The 22,755-nt window shown below is 68.6% G+C and carries 17 protein-coding genes and 4 tRNA genes; 7 read left to right on the top strand and 14 right to left on the bottom strand.

Annotation, left to right across the window (positions count from 1 at the left end; genetic code table 11):
- Positions 1-7 precede the first annotated feature (7 nt).
- A complete protein-coding gene (locus tag ACEN9J_RS03605; protein ID WP_057597779.1) occupies positions 8-787 on the top strand; it encodes a hypothetical protein in 780 nt (259 codons plus the stop codon).
- Between the two features lie 96 nt (positions 788-883).
- Positions 884-3,079, top strand: coding sequence for an Ig-like domain-containing protein (locus tag ACEN9J_RS03600; protein WP_413763355.1), 2,196 nt, complete (start codon positions 884-886; stop codon positions 3,077-3,079).
- A gap of 3 nt (positions 3,080-3,082) precedes the next feature.
- On the opposite strand, the gene ACEN9J_RS03595 is transcribed toward ACEN9J_RS03600, so the two are convergent.
- From ACEN9J_RS03595 to ACEN9J_RS03535, 13 genes are all read right to left on the bottom strand, one after another.
- Positions 3,083-4,402 carry an MFS transporter gene (locus ACEN9J_RS03595; protein WP_413763354.1) on the bottom strand — a complete coding sequence of 440 codons (1,320 nt, stop codon included), beginning with the start codon at positions 4,400-4,402 and terminating at the stop codon, positions 3,083-3,085.
- A gap of 41 nt (positions 4,403-4,443) precedes the next feature.
- Positions 4,444-5,082 (bottom strand): DUF6806 family protein, encoded by a 639-nt coding sequence (locus ACEN9J_RS03590; protein ID WP_057597775.1) that lies wholly within the window; start codon positions 5,080-5,082, stop codon positions 4,444-4,446.
- Between the two features lie 21 nt (positions 5,083-5,103).
- Positions 5,104-5,195, bottom strand: a tRNA-Leu gene (locus ACEN9J_RS03585).
- 97 nt (positions 5,196-5,292) lie between these two features.
- Positions 5,293-5,366, bottom strand: a tRNA-Cys gene (locus ACEN9J_RS03580).
- A gap of 63 nt (positions 5,367-5,429) precedes the next feature.
- Positions 5,430-5,505, bottom strand: a tRNA-Gly gene (locus ACEN9J_RS03575).
- Between the two features lie 75 nt (positions 5,506-5,580).
- A complete protein-coding gene (lon, locus tag ACEN9J_RS03570; RefSeq protein ID WP_057594285.1) occupies positions 5,581-8,019 on the bottom strand; it encodes an endopeptidase La in 2,439 nt (812 codons plus the stop codon).
- 119 nt (positions 8,020-8,138) lie between these two features.
- On the bottom strand, positions 8,139-9,404 hold the full coding sequence (gene clpX / locus ACEN9J_RS03565) for an ATP-dependent Clp protease ATP-binding subunit ClpX (protein WP_057594286.1): 1,266 nt from the start codon (positions 9,402-9,404) through the stop codon (positions 8,139-8,141).
- A 127-nt stretch (positions 9,405-9,531) separates the two neighbouring features.
- Positions 9,532-10,140 (bottom strand): ATP-dependent Clp endopeptidase proteolytic subunit ClpP, encoded by a 609-nt coding sequence (gene clpP / locus ACEN9J_RS03560; protein ID WP_057594287.1) that lies wholly within the window; start codon positions 10,138-10,140, stop codon positions 9,532-9,534.
- Positions 10,141-10,256: 116 nt separating this feature from the next.
- Positions 10,257-11,576 carry a trigger factor gene (gene tig, locus ACEN9J_RS03555; protein WP_057594288.1) on the bottom strand — a complete coding sequence of 440 codons (1,320 nt, stop codon included), beginning with the start codon at positions 11,574-11,576 and terminating at the stop codon, positions 10,257-10,259.
- Between the two features lie 26 nt (positions 11,577-11,602).
- Positions 11,603-11,689: transfer RNA gene (locus ACEN9J_RS03550), tRNA-Leu, on the bottom strand.
- A 185-nt stretch (positions 11,690-11,874) separates the two neighbouring features.
- Positions 11,875-15,081 carry an efflux RND transporter permease subunit gene (locus ACEN9J_RS03545; protein ID WP_413763353.1) on the bottom strand — a complete coding sequence of 1,069 codons (3,207 nt, stop codon included), beginning with the start codon at positions 15,079-15,081 and terminating at the stop codon, positions 11,875-11,877.
- On the bottom strand, positions 15,078-16,274 hold the full coding sequence (locus ACEN9J_RS03540) for an efflux RND transporter periplasmic adaptor subunit (protein WP_413763352.1): 1,197 nt from the start codon (positions 16,272-16,274) through the stop codon (positions 15,078-15,080). The genes ACEN9J_RS03545 and ACEN9J_RS03540 overlap by 4 nt, the downstream gene beginning before the upstream one ends.
- Positions 16,275-16,391: 117 nt before the next feature.
- Complete coding sequence (locus tag ACEN9J_RS03535; RefSeq protein ID WP_413763351.1) at positions 16,392-18,305, bottom strand: potassium transporter Kup; 1,914 nt, start codon at positions 18,303-18,305, stop codon at positions 16,392-16,394.
- 60 nt (positions 18,306-18,365) lie between these two features.
- Here ACEN9J_RS03535 and hpnC point away from each other — a divergent pair, with 60 nt between their 5' ends.
- The 4 genes from hpnC to ACEN9J_RS03515 are packed head-to-tail and all read left to right on the top strand — an operon-like array spanning position 18,366 to position 21,680.
- Positions 18,366-19,292, top strand: a complete 927-nt coding sequence (hpnC, locus tag ACEN9J_RS03530; protein ID WP_413763350.1) for a squalene synthase HpnC — start codon at positions 18,366-18,368, stop codon at positions 19,290-19,292.
- Positions 19,289-20,128, top strand: a complete 840-nt coding sequence (gene hpnD / locus ACEN9J_RS03525) for a presqualene diphosphate synthase HpnD (RefSeq protein ID WP_057594292.1) — start codon at positions 19,289-19,291, stop codon at positions 20,126-20,128. Before hpnC ends, hpnD begins: the two co-directional genes overlap by 4 nt.
- On the top strand, positions 20,125-21,378 hold the full coding sequence (gene hpnE, locus ACEN9J_RS03520) for a hydroxysqualene dehydroxylase HpnE (protein ID WP_413763349.1): 1,254 nt from the start codon (positions 20,125-20,127) through the stop codon (positions 21,376-21,378). Before hpnD ends, hpnE begins: the two co-directional genes overlap by 4 nt.
- The gene (locus ACEN9J_RS03515; RefSeq protein WP_413763348.1) at positions 21,375-21,680 is read left to right on the top strand and encodes a hypothetical protein; all 306 of its coding nucleotides are present in this window, start codon (positions 21,375-21,377) and stop codon (positions 21,678-21,680) included. The genes hpnE and ACEN9J_RS03515 overlap by 4 nt, the downstream gene beginning before the upstream one ends.
- Here the strand turns inward: ACEN9J_RS03515 and ACEN9J_RS03510 are convergent.
- A complete protein-coding gene (locus ACEN9J_RS03510; protein WP_093344238.1) occupies positions 21,677-22,321 on the bottom strand; it encodes a LysE family translocator in 645 nt (214 codons plus the stop codon). The two genes, ACEN9J_RS03515 and ACEN9J_RS03510, sit on opposite strands and share 4 nt — an antisense overlap.
- 125 nt (positions 22,322-22,446) lie before the next feature.
- Between ACEN9J_RS03510 and ACEN9J_RS03505 the strand changes: the two genes are divergently transcribed.
- Positions 22,447-22,752, top strand: coding sequence for an NIPSNAP family protein (locus ACEN9J_RS03505; protein WP_413763347.1), 306 nt, complete (start codon positions 22,447-22,449; stop codon positions 22,750-22,752).
- The last annotated feature ends 3 nt before the right edge of the window (positions 22,753-22,755 follow it).

Below are 22,755 nucleotides of genomic sequence, written 5' to 3'. Positions count from 1 at the left end.
CCATTCCATGCGCCCGCTGCGCCATCTCGCCCTCCTGCTCGCCGGCCTGCTCGCGGCCGGCGCGGGCCATGCGGCCTGCGAGAGCGGCCTGGCCGAGCGCATGCACGCCAAGCTGCATCCGCAGCGCCCGCTCGACGAGCGGCTGGCCGCCTGCAAGCCCTGGCCGGCCTATCCGGGCCGCAGCATCGTCGTGCTGCCGATGCCGCGCGAGACCAGCGACAACGGCGCCAAGGTCTACGACCTCGAGGTGCTGCTGATCCAGCGGCCCGACAACGGCAACACCGAGCGCGACACCGTCATCGGCCGGATCTTCCAGGCCGAGGCGCTCGACGAGGACCGCCGCAACCTGATCCAGGACGTGCGCATCGACACCTCGCGCTACGTGCTCGCGAGCGACACCCGCGCCTTCGGCCTGCGCGTGCGCTACCGCGACATCGGCACGGCCAGCGCCGCGAGCGAGACGCTGCGCCTGTACGTGCAGCAGGGGGCGAAGCTGCGCCAGGTGCTGCAGGAGATCGAGCTCGACCGCGAGAGCGGCGAATGGGATGCCTCGGCCTGCGCCGGGCATTTCGAGAAGCTGCGCACCATGCTGTCGGTGGGCAAAGCCGCGAGCAACGGCTATGCCGACCTGATGCTGTCGCGCACCGTGGTGCAAAGCCGCGCGCAGCCGTCGGAGGACCAGGGCTGCGTCGAGAAGGCGCTGCCCGCGCGTTTCAGCGCGGTGACGCTGCGCTACGACGGCGAGCGCTACAAGGTGCCGAAGTCGCTGCGGCAGTCTTCGTTCTGACATCGCGTCTTTACCGTCGAGCATCCCGGTGTTTCACGGAAATGTCATTCCAAAGTACCAGCATGCGCGGTTTGTTCAGAACAACCACCGCGCACCATGACAACGCCCACTCCGCTTCGTTCGACCCGCATTCCCTTCAAGCCCATGCTGCTCGCCAGCGCCCTCTCGCTGATGCTGGCCGCCTGCGGTGGCGGCGGTAGCGACGGCGGTTTCGTCGGCTTCCTGCCGCCGCCCACGAACACGGCACCGCCCGCGCCCCCGCCGGCGCCGCAGGACCAGCTCGTCTCGAGCGCGACCTTCACGCCCAATGCCGGCACCAAGGTCGGCTCCTCCGACGCCTCGACCGCCTTCGCGCTGCCCGACGGCTTCATGATCGTGGCCGACGACGAGGCCAACGTGCTGCGCGTGTATCCGCGTGCCGGCGGCGCCGCGGTCAAGGAATGGAGCTACCAGGACAACGGTCCCAAGCTGACCGACGAGCTCGACCTCGAGGCCGGCGTGCGCATCGGCGACACGCTGTATCTCACCGGCTCCAACAGCAACAAGAAGGACGGCTCGGACGCGCCCGCGCGCTCGCACCTGCTCGCGGTCAAGGTCAGCGGCACCGGTGCCGCCACCACCTTCGACTACGTCGGCGAGTTCGCGCAGCTCGAGAGCCAGCTCGTGGCCTGGGACACGGCCAACGGCCACGGCCTGGGCGCCAACCACTTCGGCTTCGCCGTCTCGGCCGCCAAGGGCGTGATCCCCGAGCAGGTCAACGGCTTCTCGATCGAGGGCATGGCCTCCTCGCCGGGCGACACCGCGCTGTGGCTGGGCTTCCGCGCCCCGCAGACCGACACCGCCACGCGCACCAAGGCACTGATCGTTCCGGTGCAGAACTACGCCGCGCTGGTGAACAAGACCGCCACGCAGGCCAGCTTCGGCGCGCCGATCGAGATCGACCTCGGCGGCCGCGGCATCCGCTCGATCGACAAGGGCACCGATGGCCGCTACCTGATCACTGCCGGCCCGGCGGGCCCGGCCAGCGCCGACGTGGACCGCAACTTCGCGCTGTTCGCGTGGAGCGGCAACGCGGCCGAAGCGCCGGTCGAGCTCTCGAACGACCTCGATGCGCTGCGCAAGGAAACCGGCGGCAGCTTCGAATCGGCCGTGGAAGTGCCCGGACCGGTCGCGGCCGGCACGCAGGTGCAGCTGCTGCTCGACAACGGCGACACCGTGTGGCCGGGCCAGACCAAGGCCTCGAAGGACCTGGCGCCGGCCGACCAGAAGTTCCAGGGCTTCGTCGTGCGCCTGGGCCAGCCCTGGGTCGACACCGCGGCGCCGGTGCTCAAGAGCGCTTCGCCCAAGGGCAACGACGGCAGCGTGGGCGTGAACTCGAAGATCACGCTGAACTTCAACGAAGGCGTGCGCCTCGGCGCCGGCAACATCGTGCTGCACAAGGCCGACGGCAGCGTGGTCGAGACCTTCTCGGCCACGAGCCCGGCCGCGCGCGTGCAGCGTGCCTTCAACGTGCTGACCTTCACGCCGAGCCAGCCGCTCGCCGCGTCCACCAGCTACTACGTGACGGTCGACGCCAACGCGGTCCTCGATGCCAAGGGCAACGCCTTCGCGGGCGTGTCGGACGCGAGCACCATCGCCTTCACCACCAGCGCGCCGCCTTCGTACGGCCCCGGCGACATCCTGTTCCTGGGCCTGAACGCCGACAGCCCCGATGCCTTCGCCTTCGTGCTGCTCAAGCCGATGGACAGCGGCACGCGCATCATCTTCACCGACCGCGACCGCACCGCCGACAAGGAGTTCGACGGGGTCACCAACGAGAGCGCCTACGTCTGGACCGCCGACCGCGACCTCGCGGTGGGCACCATCGTGACGATCCAGCCGGACGTGAGCAAGGGCACCAACCCACTCGCCAACATCGGCACCACGCAGGGCGCGGGCGGCGGCCTCAGCGCCACCAACGAGACGGTCTACGCCTTCGTCGGCGGCACCATCGCGGGCCTGGGCGACGGCGCGGCCGGTGCGATCAGCGGCGTGGGCAACTACCTGGCGAGCATCACGGTAGGACCGGCCACGGGCGCCGGCAGCATCCCGGCGACGCTGACGGCGGCGGGCGCCGCGATCAACTTCCCCGACAGGTTCGACGTGCTCTACAACGGCCCGATGCTGCCGGCCTCGCCGACGCCGGCCGACATCGCGAGCTTCGCGGCCAACGTGAAGAACACGGCCAACTGGAAGACGCAGGTCAAGGCGGCCTGGCCGATCACCAACGGCAGCCTGTTCGGCGGCTCCTGAGACCTACCCCTGCCCTCGCAGCGCGGCCTCGCGGCCGCGCCGCACGTCGATCGGCCACAGCAGCAGCAGGCCGGCGACGAAGAGCACGGCGGTCGACAGGATCGCGATGCGCTGGTTGCCGGCCGTGAGCCAGGTGACCGCGCCGTAGGCCAGCGGGCCGACGATGCTCGCGAGCCGCGTGGCGAAGGACCAGAGGCCGAAGAACTCGGCCATCTGGGCCGGCGGCGCGAAGTAGCCGGTCATCGCGCGGCCGGCCGACTGGCTCGAACCCATCGCGAGGCCCGCGATGGCCGCGGCCCACCAGAAGCCGCCCTTGGTCGTGACCACCGCGGCGATCACGCAGACCGCGACCCAGGCCACCAGCGTGACGGCCAGCGAGGTCTTGTGGCCGATGCGGTCCTGCACGTAGCCGAAACCGAAGGCACCGAGCGCGGCCGCGATGTTGAGCACGAAGATCAGCACCATGGTCTCGCTCGCGACGAAACCGATCACCTGCTCGGCATAGATCGCGGCCAGCGTGATCGCCACCGCCACGCCGCCCTGGTAGCAGACGGTGCAGGCCAGCAGGGTCATGAAGTCGCGGTAGACGCGCGCCTGGCGGAAGGTGGAGCGCAGCTGTTGCCAGGCGCTGGGCGCCCTGGCGTCGCCGAGGGCCTGCGCACTGGGCCTGGCGCGCTCGGGCAGCAGCACGAAGGTGGCGCAGGCGGCCGTGCCGTAGATCGCGGCGGTGATCAGCATCGTCACCGGCACGAAGTGCGAGGCCGGCAGGCCCCGCGCCTGCGACCACAGCACGTAGGCCAGGCACAAGCCCAGCGCCAGCATGCCGCCGACATAGCCGAAGGCCCAGCCCCAGCCGCTGACCTTGCCCATGCCTTCGGGCGTCGCGAGCTCGGGCAGGAAGGCGCCGGTCAGCGACTCGCCGTAGGAGTAGAAGGTGTTCGACACCACGATCAGCAGCATCGCGACGGCCACGCCCGTGGCGCCCGAGAAGCGCGGCGAGAGCGCCAGCGCCGCGGTGCCGATGACGCAGCCCACGGTCGTGATGACCAGCAGCCGCTTCTTGGCCGCGCGCAGGTCGGCCCAGGCACCGATGGCCGGCATCGTGAACATCACGATCGCGTAGGAGATGCTGAGCGCCACCGTCCAGGCGAACGGGCCCCAGGGCGCGCCCTTGGCGATGCCGCCCACGAAATAGGCGGCGAACACGGCCGTGATGACCACGGTCGTGTAGCCCGAGTTGGCGAAGTCGTACATGGCCCAGCCGAACACCTCGCGCTTGCGCACGCCGGCGTTGAGGGCGGAGGAAGGAAAGAGCGCTGCCATGCGGCGGATGGTGGTGGCGCCGCGTGGCAGGCGTGTGGCGCTCAGTGCAGGTGGCGCGGGCGGCGTCCGCCGCCATGGCCGCTGCCGCCGCCGCCACCGGTACCGCCGGTGCCGCGCGGGCGCTTGCCGATCTCGAGCGAGTTCACCAGTGCATCGAAGCGGTCGCTGAACAGGCGGTCGATCTCGGCCACCACGCCGCCGAGCTCGGCGCCGTCGAAGTGGCGCTCCATCAGGTTCACCACGTCCTCGACCAGCAGGTCGCGCTGCACCTGCATGATCGCGGCCGGATTCGGGCCCACGAACAGCATCACGAAGTCGTCGCGCGACTCCTCGTCGGGGTCGCCCTCTTCCTCGTCGAAATCGGTGTCGTAGAAGGTGACTTCGATGGCCGCGCCGCGTTCGGAGAGTTCGTTGAGCGCCATGCACATCTCGTCGAGCGCCTGGCGGAAGTCCTCGTCGCCGGCCACGGTCCAGCACATCTGGAGCATGTGGTCCTTGGGCTCGAAACGGATGCCGGGTTCTTCCTCGTAGGAGCTGGCGGCACCGTCGGCGAGCGACTTGGCGCCCGCGTATTTCCACAGCGGCTTCAGCGCTTCCTGGATCTGGTCGAAACCGACGTCCGAACGCAGGGCCACGTCGCCATGCACATGAATTTCGAATGGAGCGTTGTAGCGAGGCATTGAATGCTCCCTTGTTAGATGTGGTGCCCGGAACGGGGGTCGAACCCGTATGCCCCGATTAAGGAAGCGGCGGATTTTAAGTCCGATGTGTCTACCAATTTCACCATCCGGGCCCCGGGTTGAATGACGACGATACCCCAAATGAAAACAGCCCCGTCAACGTCGGTTGGCGGGGCCTGGGATCTTCGAAGCTGTTCAACGGGAGAAGTGTGGAGGCGCGATCCGGAGTCGAACCGGACTAGACGGATTTGCAATCCGTTGCATAACCGCTTTGCTATCGCGCCACGCAGAAAAACGAAATCGAACTAGCGAAAAAAAGGGAAGCTGTTGCTTCCCTTTTTCAAAACTGGAGCGGGAAAAGAGTCTCGAACTCTCGACCTCAACCTTGGCAAGGTTGCGCTCTACCAACTGAGCTATTCCCGCGTTTCGAGCCTTGAATTATAGACCAGATTTTCGGGGTTTCGCAAGGCGAGCCCCCGAATTTCATGATCGTGTCGTTCAGTGCTTGACCGAGCCTTCCGATGCCTGCGATTCGCGCTGCTTCGCGATCTCGGCCACGGCCGCCGCCGAGGCCGCGACCTCTTCGTCGGACAGCGGCGTGGGCTGCTTCTCGAGCGCGATCTCGAGCACCTTGTCGATCCACTTGACCGGCACGATCTCGAGCCCGTTCTTCACGTTCTCGGGAATGTCCTGCAGGTCCTTGGCGTTCTCCTCGGGGATCAGCACCGTCTTGATGCCGCCGCGCAGGGCCGCCAGCAGCTTTTCCTTCAGGCCGCCGATCGCCGTGACCTCGCCGCGCAGCGTGATCTCGCCGGTCATCGCCACGTCGGCGCGCACCGGGATGCCCGTGAGCGCCGACACGAAGGCCGTGGTCATCGCAGCGCCCGCGCTCGGGCCGTCCTTGGGCGTGGCGCCGTCGGGCACGTGGATGTGGATGTCGCGCTTCTCGAACACCTCGTCCTTGATGCCCAGGCGGCGCGAGCGGCTGCGCACCACGGTGCGCGCGGCCTCGACCGATTCCTTCATCACGTCGCCCAGCGAACCGGTGCGGCTGATCACGCCCTTGCCGGGCATGGTCACGGCCTCGATCGTCAGCAGGTCGCCGCCGACCTCGGTCCATGCGAGGCCGACCACCTGACCGACCTGGTTCTGCTTCTCGGCCAGGCCGAAGGTGAACTTGCGCACGCCGAGGAAGTCGTTGAGGTTCTCGCCCGTGACCACGACCTGGGGCGTCATCTGCTTGAGCAGCAGGCCCTTGACCACCTTGCGGCAGATCTTCGAGAGCTCGCGCTCGAGCGAACGCACGCCGGCTTCGCGCGTGTAGTAGCGCACGATGTCGCGCACGGCCTCCTCGGTGACGAGCAGTTCCTCTTCCTTCACGCCGTTGTTCTTCAGCTGCTTGGGCAGCAGGTACTTGATCGCGATGTTGGTCTTCTCGTCCTCGGTGTAGCCCGAGAGGCGGATGACTTCCATGCGGTCCAGCAGCGCCGGCGGGATGTTCATCGAGTTCGAGGTGGCGACGAACATGACGTCGCTCAGGTCGAAGTCGACTTCCACGTAGTGGTCGCCGAAGGTGTGGTTCTGCTCGGGGTCGAGCACCTCGAGCAGCGCGCTCGACGGGTCGCCGCGGAAGTCGGTGCCCAGCTTGTCGATCTCGTCGAGCAGGAACAGCGGATTGCGCGTACCGATCTTGCTGAGCCCCTGCAGCACCTTGCCCGGCAGCGCGCCGATGTAGGTGCGGCGGTGGCCGCGGATCTCGGCCTCGTCGCGCATGCCGCCGAGCGCCATGCGGGTGTACTTGCGGCCGGTCGCCTTGGCGATCGACTGCCCGAGCGAGGTCTTGCCCACGCCCGGCGGGCCCACGAGGCACAGGATCGGCGCCTTGACCTTGTCGACACGCTGCTGCACCGCGAGGTATTCGAGGATGCGGTCCTTGACTTTCTCGAGGCCGTAGTGGTCGGCGTTGAGCACCGCCTCGGCGTTCGCGAGGTCGTGCTTGATCTTGGTCCGCTTGGCCCAGGGCAGGCCCACCAGCACGTCGATGTAGTTGCGCACCACGGTGGCTTCGGCCGACATCGGCGACATCAACTTGAGCTTCTTGAGCTCGCCCTCAGCCTTCTTGAGCGCGTCCTTGGGCATCTTGGCGAGCTTGATCTTCTTCTCGATCTCCTCGATGTCCGCGCCCTCCTCGCCTTCGCCGAGCTCCTTCTGGATCGCCTTGACCTGCTCGTTGAGGTAGAAGTCGCGCTGGTTCTTCTCCATCTGGCGCTTCACGCGGCCACGGATCTTCTTGTCGACGTTGAGGATGTCGACTTCGCGCTCGAGCTGTCCGAACAGGTTCTCCAGCCGTGCCTTGGTGTCGTCGAGATCGAGCACCGCCTGCTTGTTGTCGAGCTTGAGCGGCAGGTGCGCGGCGATCGTGTCGGCCAGGCGGCCCGGATCGTCGATGCTCGAGATCGAGGTCAGGATCTCGGGCGGAATCTTCTTGTTGAGCTTCACGTACTGGTCGAACTGCTGCATCACCGCGCGGCGCAGCGCTTCGACCTCGGTGCCCTTCTCGCCGCCCTCGGGCGCCGCCACCGGCGTCACGTTGGCCGAGAAGTGGGTCTCGCCGTCATCGATGCGGTTCACGCGGGCGCGTTGCTGGCCCTCGACCAGCACCTTCACCGTGCCGTCCGGCAGCTTGAGCATCTGCAGGATGGTGGAGACGCAGCCGACCTCGAACATGTCCTCGACCGAGGGCTCGTCCTTGGCAGCGGCCTTCTGGGCCACCAGCATGATGCGGCGCTCGGCCTCCATGGCCAGCTCGAGCGCCTTGATGCTCTTGGGGCGCCCCACGAACAGCGGGATCACCATATGGGGGAACACGACGACATCGCGCAGCGGCAGCAGCGGCAGGTCGATGGCGTCGGCGGGCAGAGGGGTATGACCGGACATGGATATCCTTTGATTGATCAAGCAAAGATGGACGGCGACACGGGCATTTCAAGCCCGCGGCCGCAGTCTTTGTCGAAGACGCCGGGCATCTCGGGGGGAAGAGCCGGCGCGGGAGTCACTCAGGCCTTCTTGGCTGCCTCGCGGTACACGAGCAGCGGGGGCTTGTTCTCGTCGATGGTCGATTCCTCGACCACGACCTTGTCGACATTGGTGGCATTGGGCAGCTCGAACATCGTGTCGATCAGCGACTGTTCGAGGATCGAACGCAGGCCGCGCGCGCCGGTCTTGCGGGCCAGCGCCTTGCGCGCGATCGCCTTGAGGGCGGCGGGACGGATCTCGAGGTCCACGCCCTCCATCTGCAGCAGCTTGGTGAACTGCTTGACCACGGCGTTCTTGGGCTCGGTGAGGATCTGCACCAGCGCGTCCTCGCTGAGCTCGGCCAGCGAGGCCACCACGGGCATGCGGCCCACGAGCTCGGGGATCAGGCCGAACTTGATCAGGTCCTCGGGCTCGACGTCGCGGAACACCTCGGTGAGGCTGCGCTGGGCCTTGCTCTTGACGCTGGCGCCGAAACCGATGCCCGAGGCCTCGGTGCGGTTCTCGATCACCTTCTCGAGGCCCGCGAAGGCTCCGCCGCAGATGAACAGGATGTTGGTCGTGTCGATCTGCAGGAAGTCCTGGTTCGGGTGCTTGCGCCCGCCCTGGGGCGGCACGCTGGCCATGGTGCCTTCGATGAGCTTGAGCAGCGCCTGCTGCACGCCCTCGCCCGACACGTCGCGCGTGATCGAGGGGTTGTCGGACTTGCGCGAGATCTTGTCGATCTCGTCGATGTAGACGATGCCGCGCTGCGCGCGCTCGACCTCGTAATTGCAACTCTGCAGCAGCTTCTGGATGATGTTCTCGACGTCCTCGCCGACATAGCCGGCCTCGGTCAGCGTGGTGGCGTCGGCCATCACGAAAGGCACGTCGAGCTGGCGCGCCAGCGTCTGCGCGAGCAGCGTCTTGCCCGAGCCCGTGGGGCCGATCAGCAGGATGTTGCTCTTGCTGAGCTCCACGTCCTCGCCCTTGGCCTTTTCCTTGTGGCGCAGGCGCTTGTAGTGGTTGTAGACGGCCACCGACAGCATGCGCTTGGCCGGCTCCTGGCCGATCACGTAGTTGTCGAGGTTGGTCTTGATCTCGAGCGGCGTCGGCAGGTCGTTGCGCGCATCGCGCGCTTCTTCTCCGGCGGGCAGTTCGTCGCGGATGATCTCGTTGCAGAGATCGATGCACTCGTCGCAGATGAAGACCGAAGGACCCGCGATCAGCTTCTTCACCTCGTGCTGGCTTTTGCCGCAGAACGAGCAGTAGAGCGTTTTTTCGCTGGAAGTGCCTTTTTTCTCGGCCATGGACAGGTGCCTCGTAACGGGTTTGGACAATGATAACGAAACAAAAACGGCGTTTCCCGTGTGGAAAACGCCGTTGTTGCCTTTTTGGCGCCGCCGGCGTCGTGACGCCAGGGCGCCGGGCCCCTGCTCAGGGGCGCTTGGCGATCACCTGGTCGACCAGGCCGTAATCCTTGGCCTCGTCGGCCGTCAGGAAGTAGTCGCGCTCGGTATCGGCCTTGACCTTGTCCAGCGGCTGGCCGGTGCGCTCGGCCAGGATGCGGTTCATCTGGTCCTTGGTGCGCAGGATGTCGCGCGCATGGATCTCGATGTCGGTGGCCTGGCCGCGGGCGCCGCCGAGCACCTGGTGGATCATGATCTTGGAGTTGGGCAGCGAGAAGCGCTTGCCCTTGGCACCGGCCGCGAGCAGGAACGCGCCCATGCTGGCCGCGAAGCCCACGCACAGGGTCGAGACCTCGGGCTTGATGAACTGCATGGTGTCGTAGATCGCCATGCCGGCCGTGACGCTGCCGCCCGGGGAGTTGATGTAGAACGAGATGTCCTTGTCGGGGTTCTCGCTCTCCAGGAACAGCAGCTGGGCCACCACGAGGTTGGCGGTCTGGTCGTTGACCTCGCCCACCAGGAAGATGATGCGCTCCTTGAGGAGCCGCGAGTAGATGTCGTAGGACCGTTCGCCACGGCCCGATTGCTCGATGACCATCGGGACCATGCCGAGGCCTTGGATTTCCTGTGCGCTCATGAATTTGCTCCGGAGAAGGGTTCGTTCGCTGTCGTCAATCTGAACTGTACGCCTGAGTGAAATGGGGCTCGTGCCGCAAAGCACAAGCCCCATGGCGTCCCGGGCCGAGGCGGCGATCAGGCCTGTTGCTGCTGCGCCATCAGTTCGTCGAACGACACCGACTTCTCGGCGACCTTGGCCTTGCCGAGCACGAAATCGGTCACGTTGTTCTCGATCACCACGGCCTCGACTTCGGCCAGGCGGTTGTTGTCGCTGAAGTACCAGCGCACCACGTCCGCCGGCTTCTCGTAGCTCGAGGCCAGCTCGTCGATGTGGGCCTTGATCTGCTCGGGCTTGGCCTGCAGGTTGTTGGCGCGCACCAGCTCGGCGACCACCAGGCCCAGGCGCACGCGGCGCTCGGCCTGGGGACGGAACACTTCCTCGGGGATCGGGGCCTTGTCGGCGTCCTTGATGCCGCGCTGCTTGAGCTCGGCGCGCGCGCCTTCGATCATGCGGTTGACTTCGGACTGCACGCTGGCGTTGGGCAGGTCGAGCTCGGCGTTGGCCACCAGCGCGTCCATCACGGCGTTCTTGTTGCGCGCCAGCAGGCGGAACTTGACCTCGCGCTCGAGGTTCTTCTTGATGTCGGCGCGCAGGCCGTCGACCGTGGCGTCGGCGATGCCGAGCGACTTGGCGAGCTGCTCGTTGACTTCGGGCAGGTGCGAGGCCTCGATCTTCTTCAGCGTGACGAGGAAGTCGGCCTGCTTGCCGGCCACGTCCTGGCCGTGGTAGTCGGCCGGGAACGACAGCGGGAAGGTGCGGCTGTCGCCGGCCTTCATGCCGCGCACGGCGTCTTCGAATTCCTTGAGCATCTGGCCTTCGCCGACCACGAACTGGAAGTCCTCGGCCTTGCCGCCCTGGAAGGGTTCGCCGTCGATCTTGCCTTCGAAGTCGACGGTCACGCGGTCGTCGTCCTGGGCCACGGCATCCTGCGCGCGCTGTGCGAAGGTGCGGCGCTGCTTGCGCAGGATGTCCAGCGTCTTGTCGATCGCGTCGTCGCCCACTTCGGCCGACAGCTTCTCGACTTCGGCGCCCGACAGGTCGTTGATCTTGACTTCGGGGAACACCTCGAACACGGCGTCGAAGGACAGCTCGCCCTCGGGCGCGCCTTCCTTCTCGGTGATGCGGGGCTGGCCGGCGACGCGCAGCTTGGCTTCGTTGGCGGCCTGCGAGAAGGCCTCGCCGACCTTGTCGTTCATGACCTCGTACTGCACCGAGTAGCCATAGCGCTGGGCCACGACGTTCATCGGCACCTTGCCGGGACGGAAGCCGTCCATCTTGACGGTGCGCGCGAGCTTCTTGAGGCGCGAATCGACTTCGGACTGGATGATGCCGACCGGCAGGGTCAGCGTGATCTTGCGTTCGAGCTTCTCGAGGGTTTCAACGGTCACGGTCATGAACTTCTTCCTAATGAGGGATTGGCTGGTGCGCGGGGCCGGACTCGAACCGGCACGTTCTTGCGAACGTCAGGACCTAAACCTGGTGCGTCTACCAATTTCGCCACCCGCGCTTTTGCCTTTTTCAGGTGAATGCAAAAGCGGACGGCCTGGGCGCCGGGGAGAACCCGGCAGTCCAAGACCGTCCGCTCGAAATCGGTCAACCGCGCATTTTAGTCGAAACCGGGAGGCTCCCGGCTCGACCTGCATGCGGAGTTCGTGGCCTCGCGGGGCGGGACAAACCCTGCATTCCGCGCGCTCAGGCCGCCTGGGGGCCCGGCAAGGCGCCGTTGCCCTGCGGTGCCGGCGGCGGCGCCTCGTCGCGCTTCACGCGGAACGCCGCCGCGTACATCGCCGGCAGCGCCAGCAAGGTCAGCACCGTCGCCACGATCAGCCCGCCCATGATGGCGACCGCCATCGGCCCCCAGAACACGCTGCGCGAGAGCGGGATCATCGCCAGCACGGCGGCCGCGGCGGTCAGCACGATCGGGCGCAGGCGGCGCACGGCCGACTCGACGATGGCATCCCAGGCCGGCACGCCGGCCGCGCGGTCGTGCTCGATCTGGTCGATCAGGATCACGGCGTTGCGCTGGATCATCCCCATCAGTGCGATCACGCCGAGCAGCGCGACGAAGCCGAAGGGCCGGTTCAGCACCAGCAGCGCACCGGCCACGCCGGCGATGCCCATCGGGCCGGTGATGAACACCAGCAGCGAGCGGCTGAAGCTGTGCAGCTGCAGCATCAGCAGCGTGAACACCAGGAACAGCATGATCGGCACGCCGGCCACGATGGAGGCCGAGCCCTTGCTGCTCTCCTCCACCGCACCCGCCACCTCGATGCGATAGGCGCCCTGCCCGGCCGCATGCCAGCCGGCCTCGAGCTCGCGCAGCTTCGGCAGCAACTGGTCGGTCACGGTCGCGCCCTGCAGGCCCTCGGTCACGTCGCCCTGCACGGTGATCGCGTAGTCGCGGTTCTCGCGCCACATCACGCCCGGCTCCCAGGTGAACACCGGCTTGGCGATCTGCGTCAGCGGGATCGAGCGGCCCGAGGCCGTCGGCAGGTAGGCGTTGCCGATGTCGGAGATCGCTTCGCGCTCGTCGGCCGACTGGCGCAGCACGATGTCGATCAGCAGGTCGTTCTCGCGGTACTGGCCCACGGTGGTGCCGCTGAACATGGTGCGCGAGGCCTGCGCGATGGCCTGGCTGGTCACGCCGAGCGCGCGCGCCTTGGCCTGGTCGACCTCGAGGCGGATCACCTTCACCGACTCGTTCCAGTTGTCGTTCACGCCGCGCATGTTGGCGTTCTCGCGCAGCACGGCCTTGACCTCGTCGGCGCGCGCGCGCAGCTGCGTCGGGTCGGTGCCGATCACGCGGAACTGCACCGGGTACGGCACCGGCGGCCCGTTGGGCAGCAGCTTCACGCGGCCGCGCACCTCGGGGAATTCCTGCGCCAGCAGGCCGGGCAGCGACAGCCGCAGCGTCTCGCGCACCTTGAGGTCGCTCGCCAGCACGATCAGCTGCGAGACATTGGACTGCGGGAACACCTGGTCCAGCGGCAGGTAGAAGCGCGGCACGCCCGAGCCGATCCAGGTGCTGACGGTCTTCACGCCGGCTTCCTTGAGGATGCGCTGCTCGACCCGCTTCGCCACTTCCTCGTTGGCCTGGAACGAGGTGCCCTCGGGGAACCAGATGTCGACCAGGATCTCGGGCCGGCTCGAGTCGGGGAAGAACTGCTGCTGCACCTTGCCCATGCCGACGATGCCGAGCGCGAAGATCAGCACGGTGGCGCCGATGGTCAGCCAGCGGTGCTGCACGCACCAGTTCACCGCGCGGCGGAAGGCGTTGTAGAACGGCGTGTCGAACAGCTCGTGCGGCGGCGCATCGGGGTCGTGCGGCTTGACCTTGAGCAACAGCGTGCCCAGGTAAGGCACGAAGTACACCGAGACGATCCAAGACAGCACCAGCGCGATCACCGTCACGGCGAAGATCGCGAAGGTGTATTCGCCGGTCACCGACTTGGCGATGCCGATCGGCAGGAAGCCCGCGGCGGTGATCAGCGTGCCGGTGAGCATGGGCTTGGCCGTCACGTCGTAGGCGAAGGTGGCGGCGCGGACCTTGTCGTAGCCCTCCTCCATCTTCCGCACCATCATCTCGACCGCGATGATCGCGTCGTCCACCAGCAGGCCCAGCGCGATGATCAGCGAGCCCAGCGAGATCTTGTGCAGCCCGATGCCGAAGTAGTTCATCGCGAGGAAGGTCACGGCCAGCACCAGCGGGATGGTGATCGCCACCACCAGGCCCGGGCGCATGTCGATGTACCAGCCGAAGCGCCCGCCCTTGTGCAGGCCCAGCGAGATGATGCTGACCGCCAGCACGATGGCCACGGCCTCGATCAGCACGCGCACGAACTCGTTGACCGAGCTCGCCACGGCGACCGGCTGGTCCTGCACCTGCGCGAGCTTCACGCCCAGCGGCAGCTGCTTGTCGATGCCCGCGGTGGCCGCGCGCAGCGCCTTGCCCAGCGCGATGATGTCGCCGCCCTTGGTCATCGACACGCCGAGCGCGATCACTTCCTTGCCCTGGTGGTGCACCTTGACCGAGGGCGGGTCGATGTAGCCGCGGCGGATCTCGGCGATGTCGCCGAGCTTGAGCTGGTTGCCCGAGCTGCCGCGGATCGGCATCTCGCGCAGCTGGTCAACGCTGGTGAACTGGCCGCCCACGCGCACCTGCACCACGTCGAGCGGCGACTGGATCGTGCCGGCGCTCTCGATGGCGTTCTGCGAGCCGAGCTGCTGCAGCACGGCGTTGAAGTCGAGGCCCAGCTGCGCCAGGCGCTTCTGCGAGATCTCGATGAAGACCTTCTCGTCCTGCACGCCGAACTGGTCGACCTTGGCCACGTCCTTCACGCGCAGCAGCTGCTGGCGCACGTCGTCGGCCAGGGTCTTGAGCTCGGCATAGCTGAAGCCCTCGCTCTCGAGCGCGTAGATCACGCCGTAGACGTCGCCGAAGTCGTCGTTGAAGAACGGCCCCTGCACGCCCGCGGGCAGGGTGCCGCGCATGTCGCCGATCTTCTTGCGCACCGTGTACCAGACGTTGGCGACCTCGCTCGCCTTCGAGGAGTCCTTGATCTGGAAGATGATCTGCGACTCGCCGGGCTTCGAGTAGCTGCGGATCTTGTCGGCGTACGGCGCCTCCTGCAGCGTGCGCTCGAGCTTGTCGGTGACCTGCTCGGCCACCTGCTGCGCGGTGGCGCCGGGCCAGTAGGTGCGCACCACCATCGCGCGGAAGGTGAAGGGCGGATCCTCGTCCTGCCCGAGCTGGAAGTAGGCGAAGGCGCCCAGCACCATCAGCACCAGCATCAGGTAGCGCGTGAGCGGCGCGTGGTCGAGCGCCCATTTCGAGAGATTGAAGCCGCCCGCGCGGCCGGCCGGCTCGGTGCCGTGCGTCGCCTTGTCAGCGCCGCTCATTTGCCGGCACCCGCTGCGATCTCCTTCTTGTTGGCGGCCACGGGCGCGACGCCCTGCGTGGCACCGCCCGCGTCTGCACCGCCCGCCGCCACTTCGCGCGGCTGGTAGATCGTGACCTTCTGGCCCGGCGACAGCACGTGCACGCCCGCCACCACCACCTGCATGCCGGGCGTGACGCCGGCGCCGATCACGGCCTCGTTGCCGTCGGCGGTCGCCACCTGCACCGGCTGCGAGCGCACGGTCATGGTCGACTTGTCGAGCACCCACACGGCCGTGCCCTTGCCTTCCTGGCGCAGCGCGCTGGTCGGCAGCTTGACGACGGCCGGGCCGCCGCGCGCGAGCGCCTGCGGCCGCGCATAGACCGTGGCACCGAGCGCGGGCGCGCTCGCGGCATCGATCGCCACCTTCACGGTGAAGGTGCGCGTCACGGCATCGGCGCTGGCCGCCACCTCGCGCACCTGGCCCTGCAGCTCCTCGCCGCCCGACCAGCCGCGCACCGCGACCGCCGAGCCGGGCTTGATCAGGCCCGCGCGGTCTTCCGGCACCGCGAACACCACGTCGCGCGCGCCGTCCTGCGCGATCCGCACCACCGGCGTGCCGGCCTGCACCACCTGGCCCGGTTCGGCCTCGATGGCGGTGATGACGCCGGCCACGTCGGCCACCAGCGTCGTGTAGGCGGCCTGGTTGCCCTGCGACGAGAGCTGGGCCTGGGCCTGCTCGAGCTGCGCCTGCGCCGCCTTCCAGGTCGATTCGCGGCGCTCGAGCTCGGCGCCGCTGATGAAGTTCTGCTCGCGCAGCTCGCGGTAGCGCTTGAGGTCGGCCGCGGCCAGGTCGCGGTTGGTCAGCGCCGCGGCCTGCTGGGCGCGCGCGGCTTCGGCGGCCAGCCGGTAGTCCTGCGGATCGAGCTGGGCCAGCACCTGGCCGGCCTGCACGCGCTGGCCGAGCTCGGCCTGGCGGCGCGTGATCTTGCCCGCCACGCGGAAGCCCAGGCGCGACTCGACGCGCGCCCGCACCTCGGCCGAGAACTCGGGCTGGGCGTCGTAGGCACTGGTGCCCACGGTCACCAGCTTGACCGCGCGGACCGGTTCCTCCGCGGGTTTGGACGGCGAGCAGCCGGCCAGGGCCACGAGGGCGGGAACCAGCAGCCAGGCGGCCGCGCGGTCGAGCGAGAAGATGGATTGGGAGGCGGTCATGAGACACCCTGGAAGGAACGAACCGGGCCTTTAATGACCCACCGGTTAGTAATCTAGGGTAAACGTGAACCGCTGTCAATTACCCGCCGGTCAGTAGCGCCGGCGGCCGCCTCGTGCTCAGGTCCGCTGGCCCATTTCCACCAGCCGGTTGTCGGGCAGCTCGAAGTAGTCGGAGGCACGCCCCGCGTTGCGCTGCAGCCAGCCGAACAGCGCGCGCCGGATCGGGTTGAGACCCGGCAGGTGCTCCTCGCCCACCGAGGCGCGCGAGACGAAGTACGAGGTCTTCATCGAGTCGATCGCGAGCGTCTTCTGGTAGGCCAGGATGCGGATGAACTCGGGCACGTCGGGCCGCTCCATGAAGCCGTGGCGCGCGGTCACGATCCAGATGCCGGTCATCAGCGACTCGGCCTCGATGCGCAGGCGCGCGTCGACGCGCGGCGTGTCGCAGGGCAGCACGCGCAGCACGATCACCTGCTCGTGCAGCACCTGGTTGTGCTTGAGGTTGTGCAGCAGCGCATGCGGCACCGAGGTCACGTTGACGTTGAGGAACACCGCCGTGCCCTGCACCCGGTGCGGCATGTGGTGGGCCAGCGACTCGAAGAAGGGCCGCAGCGGCAGGCTCTCGGCCGCGGCCGCCTCCAGCCCCAGGCGCCGCCCCTTGGCCCAGGTGGTGAACAGCAGCATCACGCCCGCCGCCACCGCCAGCGTGAGCCAGCCGCCCTCTGCCACCTTGAGGCTGTTGGCGACCACGAAGGTCAGGTCGACCGCCGCGAAGGCCGCCACGCCCAGTGCCACCGCCGGCTTGTTCCAGCGCCACAGCCCCCAGGCCACGATGCCGGCCAGCAGGGTGGTCGTGACCATGGTGATCGACACCGCGATGCCGTAGGCCGCCGACAGCGCGCTCGAGCTGCGGAAGCCCAGCACCAGCAGCAGCACGCCCACCATCAGCAGCCAGTTGACGGTCGGCACGTAGATCTGGCCGATGGCCGTGCCCGAGGTCTGGATCACGCGCATGCGCGGCAGGTAGCCCATGCGCATCGCATGCGCCGTGAGCGAGAAGGCGCCCGAGATCACGGCCTGCGAGGCGATCACCGTCGCCATCGCGGCCAGCAGCACCATCGGCAGCACGCCCCAGGCCGGAAAGAGCCGGAAGAAGGGGTTGTCGATGGCGGCCGGGTTGGCCAGCACCAGCGCGCCCTGGCCGAAGTAGTTGAGCACCAGCCCCGGCAGCGCGATGAAGAGCCAGGCAAGCCGGATCGGCCGCGCGCCGAAATGGCCCATGTCGGCGTAGAGCGCCTCGCCGCCGGTGAAGGCCAGGAACACCGCGCCCAGCACAGCCAGCGACTGCAGCCGGTGCTCGACCAGGAACAGCACGGCGCGCCGCGGATCGAGCGCCGCCAGCACCTGCGGCTGGGCCAGCACCTGCATCAGCCCGGCCACGCCGATCACCACGAACCACAGCAGCATCACCGGCCCGAATACCTTGCCGACCGCGCCGGTGCCCTTCTTCTGCACCGCGAACAGCGCGATCAGGATCGCCACCGTGATCGGCAGCACCGCGCGCTCGAGCACCGGCGCGCGCACCTCCAGCCCCTCGACCGCCGACAGCACCGAGATCGCGGGCGTGATCAGGCTGTCGCCGTAGAACATGGCCGCGCCCACCAGGCCCAGCAGCCCGATCGCGTGACCGAGCCAGGGCTTCGCGCCGATGCGCGAGGCCGCATTGCGCGCCAGCGCCTGCAGCGCCAGGATGCCGCCCTCGCCATCGTGGTCGGCGCGCAGCACGAACACCACGTACTTGAGCGTCACCACGAACAGCAGGCCCCAGAAGATCAGCGACAGCAGCCCGAGCACCGCGTCGGGCGAGAACGGCACGCCGTGCTCGGGATTCAGGGTTTCCTTGAAGGCGTACAGCGGCGAGGTACCGATGTCGCCGAACACGACGCCGAGCGCCGCGATCACGACCAGGCCCTTGCCGGCCGGGTGCGCCGCGTCGCCTTGCGCGGTGGAGGTCCTGGCCGGTGCATTCATGGGACAAGAATCGAGAGTGGGAACGCCGGGAGCATAGCCGTGCTGGTTGACAATCGCAGCGTGTCCCAGACGCCCCCTCCCCCCCACGCCGCCGCCGCGCCGACGCACTACGAGAATTTTCCCGTGGCCTCGTGGCTGTGCCCGCCGCGGCTGCGCGCGCCGATCGCGGCCATCTACCATTTCGCGCGCACCGCCGACGACATCGCCGACGAGGGCCAGGCCACGCCCGGGGAACGCCTGGCCGAGCTGCACGCCTACCGCGCCGCGCTGGCCGACGCGGCCCGGGGCCGGGTCGACCCGGCCGGGCTCTGGGCCGGGGTGTTCGGCCCGCTGGCCCACAGCATCGAAGCCTTCGGCCTGCCCGAGACGCTGCTGGCCGACCTGCTCGACGCCTTCATGCAGGACATCGTAAAGACCCGCGACGGCAGCGACTACGCCGACCGCGAGGAACTGCTCGACTACTGCCGCCGCTCGGCCAACCCCGTGGGCCGGCTGCTGCTGCACCTGTACGGCGTGCACGACGCGCCCTCGCTCGCGCAGAGCGACGCCATCTGCAGCGCGCTGCAGCTCATCAATTTCTGGCAGGACCCGAGCGTGGACCTGCCGCGCGGGCGCTTCTATTTCCCGCTGACCGACTGCGCCCGGCGCGGCTTCACGCGCCAGCACTTCAAGGTGTTCGCGCCGCTCTCGCCCGCCTACCCGCCGCCGCAGGAGGCGATCAACCTGATCTCGGTGGTGTCGTTCTGGGCCCGCGAGCTGATGCAGCAGGGCGCGCCGCTGGTGCACCGCCTGCCGGGACGCGCCGGCTGGGAGCTGCGCCTGGTCGTGCAGGGCGGCCTGCGCATCCTCGACAAGATCGAGGACCTGGGCTTCGACAGCTTCACGCAGCGGCCCACGATCGGCAAGGCCGATGCGCCGGTCCTGCTCTGGAAGGCGCTGCGGATGCGGAGACAATCACGGCCCATGAACGCAGCGCCCTCCCGATGAATCCCGAGCAATACGTGCAAGACAAGGCCGCCGCCTCGGGCAGCAGTTTCTATTACGCCTTCCTGTTCCTTCCCAAGCCGCGGCGCGCGGCCATCACCGCCTTCTACGCCTTCTGCCGCGAGGTCGACGACGTGGTCGACGAGGTCAGCGACCCCGGCGTGGCCGCCACCAAGCTGGCCTGGTGGCGCACCGAGGTGGCCCAGTCCTTCGCGGGCACGCCGCACCATCCGGTGATGCAGGCGCTGATGCCGCACGTGGCCGCCTACGGCATCGAGGCGCGCCAGCTCGACCAGGTCATCGAGGGCTGCCAGATGGACCTCGAGCAGACCCGCTACCTCGACTTCCCCGGCCTCGCGCGCTACTGCCACCTGGTGGCGGGCGTGGTGGGCGAGGTGGCGGCGCGCATCTTCGGCCAGACCGAGGCGCAGACCACCGCCTACGCGCACAAGCTCGGGCTCGCGCTGCAGCTCACCAACATCATCCGCGACGTGGGCGAGGACGCCCTGCGCGGCCGCATCTACCTGCCGGTCAACGACCTGCAGAAGCACGAGGTCAAGGCGCACGAGATCCTCAACCGCGTGCATTCCGAGCGCTTCGTCGCGCTGATGAAGTTCCAGGCCCAGCGCGCCCATGCCGCCTACGACGAGGCGCTGGCGCTGCTGCCCGCGGCCGACCGCCGCGCGCAGAAGCCTGGCCTGATGATGGCCAGCATCTACCGCACCCTGCTGCGCGAGATCGAGCGCGACGACTTCCAGGTGCTGAACCAGCGCGTGAGCCTCACGCCCGTGCGCAAGCTGTGGCTGGCCTGGAAGGTGCAGGCGCTGGGCCGGCTGTGAGGCTGGCGGTCGTCGGCGCGGGCTGGGCCGGCCTGGCCTGCGCGGTCGAGGCCGTGCGCCAGGGCCATGCGGTCACCGTGTTCGAGGCCGCGCCCAACGCTGGCGGCCGCGCGCGCCGCGTCGACGACATGCACGGCATGGCGCTCGACAACGGCCAGCACATCCTGATCGGCGCCTACAGCGCCACGCTGCAGTTGATGCGCGATGTCGGCGTCGATCCCGAGCGCGTGCTGCTGCGCCTGCCGCTGTCGCTGCGCTTCGCCGATGGCGGCGGACTGCAGCTGCCGCGGCTGCCCGCGCCGCTCGACCTGCTGGCGGGCATCTTCCAGGCGCGCGGCTGGACCTGGCGCGACAAGTCCGCGCTGCTGCGCACCGCGATCGGCTGGCGCTTGAGGGGTTTTCGCTGCGACGCCTCTACCTCCGTGGCCGAGCTCTGCGCGAGCCTCACGCCGCGCGTGATGCAGGAGCTGATCGAGCCGCTGTGCGTCTCGGCGCTCAACACGCCCGTTGCGCAATCGAGCGGCCAGGTCTTCCTGCGCGTGCTCCACGATGCCCTCTTCAGCGGCAGCGGCGGCGCCGACCTGCTGCTGCCGCGCGCCGACCTCGGCGCGCTGCTGCCCGATGCGGCGCTCGCCTGGCTGCGCGCGCATGCCGCGAACCTGCGCATCGGCCAGCGCGTGCGCGCGATCGCGCCCGAGGCGAAGACCTGGCGCGTGGACGGCGAAGCCTTCGACCGCGTGGTGCTGGCCTGCGCGCCCTGGGATGCCGCCCGGCTCGTGCGCGCCGGCGGCCTGCCGGCCGAGGCCTGGTGCGCCAGCACCGAGGCACTGCGCTTCGAGGCCATCGCCACGATCTACCTGCGCGGCGCCACGCCGCTGGCCGAACCGATGCTCGCGCTGCGCAGCGACCCGGCCACGGCACCGGCCCAGTTCGTGTTCGACAAGGAACGGCTCTGCGGCCTGCCAGGCGTGCTCGCGATGGTCGTGAGCGCCAACGAGACGCCGCGCGAGCTGCTCGAGACGCAGGCGCTGGCGCAGGCCGCCACGCAACTGGGCCAGGCCGGCCTGCAGGTGGTGCAGACCGTGGTCGAGAAGCGCGCGACCTTCGCCTGCACGCCCGGGCTGGCCCGTCCGCCCGCGACCATTGCGCCCGGCCTGCTGGCCTGCGGCGACTACGTCGAAGGCCCCTACCCCGCCACGCTCGAGGGCGCGGTGCTCAGCGGCCTGGCCGCCGCGAGGGCGACGGCGTGACCAGCGAGTTGCGCTACCTCGACTTCGACCACAGCGAGGACGCCGACGGCCATGGCAGCTTCGATGCGATGGCCTCGGTCGCGCCCGAGCGCCTGGGCGAGGTGCAAGCCGAGATCGACCGGGTGCTGGCCTGGGCCGAGGCCGCCTTTCCCGATGCGCGCGGCGCGCTCGACGAGGGAGCGGTGTGGGACTATGACCTGCAGCACACGCGCGACGATGCGCGCTTCGAGACCCTGGCCCTCTCGCTGAGCGGCACGGCCGATTTCTGCGCCGCGCTGCGCGAGCGCTTCGGCCTCGATTAAGCGGCGGTCTTGTTGCGCAACCGCAGCAAGCTCAGCCCCAGCAGCACGAAGGCGCCACCCGAGACCTTGTTGAACAGCCGCGTGCGGCGCGGGTCCGACAGCTGCTTGCGCAGCAGGCGAGCGAGCAGCACGTAGAAGGCGTGCGACAGCACCGAGGCCGCCGCGAAGGTGGTGGTCAGCACCGCGAACTGGGTGGCGATCGGCGCGTCCTGCGTGAGGAACTGCGGGAACAGCGCCGAGAAGAACAGGATGCTCTTCGGGTTGGTCAGCGCCACCGTCAGGCCATGGCCGAACAGGCGCCAGCTCGAACGCGGCGAGCCCGCCGCCGAGGCACCCTGGAGGTCGGCGAACACGCTGCCCTGGCTGCGCCACTGCTTGATGCCGAGGTAGATCAGGTAGGCCGCGCCCGCCAGCTTCAGCACCATGAAGGCATGGGCCGAGGTCGAGAGCACCACGCCGAGCCCGGCCATCGCGGCGGCCGACACCATGAAGAGCCCGGTCGCATTGCCCAGCGAGCTGATCATCGCGCGGCGCGGACCCACGGACATCGAGTTCGACACCGCCAGCAGCACCGCGGGGCCGGGCGTGAAGGCGACGAGCAGGGTCACGCCGCAGAAGAGGAGCCAGTTGGACAGATGCATGGGGAGCTTTCGCGCGGCGCGCGCGCGCCGCAGGCCGGGGAAGCAAAACTATAGTCGGGCCACCCGTTCGCCGCAGCCGCGGCGGAAATTGCCCTCACGGCCCACCCTCCCCCTACACCCGCACCATGGTCACCTGCTACCTGCGCTACATCGTCGACCCCTACAAGCTCAGGGAGTTCGAGCACTACGGCAAGCTCTGGATCCCGCTGGTCGAGAAGTTCGGCGGCAAGCACCACGGCTACTTCCTGCCCTCGGAAGGCGCGAACAACGTGGCGCTCGCGATGTTCAGCTTCGACAGCCTCGCGGCCTACGAGCAGTACCGCGCCGACTCGATGCAGGACGCCGACTGCCAGGCCGCCTTCCGCTATGCCGAGGAAACGCGCTGCATCCTCAGCTACGAGCGCAGCTTCTTCCGGCCGGTCTTCGCCTGAGGA

This window comes from Variovorax sp. Varisp41 (assembly GCF_047325085.1).
Lineage (GTDB): Bacteria > Pseudomonadota > Gammaproteobacteria > Burkholderiales > Burkholderiaceae_C > Variovorax.
The sequence above is the reverse complement of the archived record's forward strand: the minus strand, read 5'-3'. Positions and strand labels throughout refer to the sequence as shown.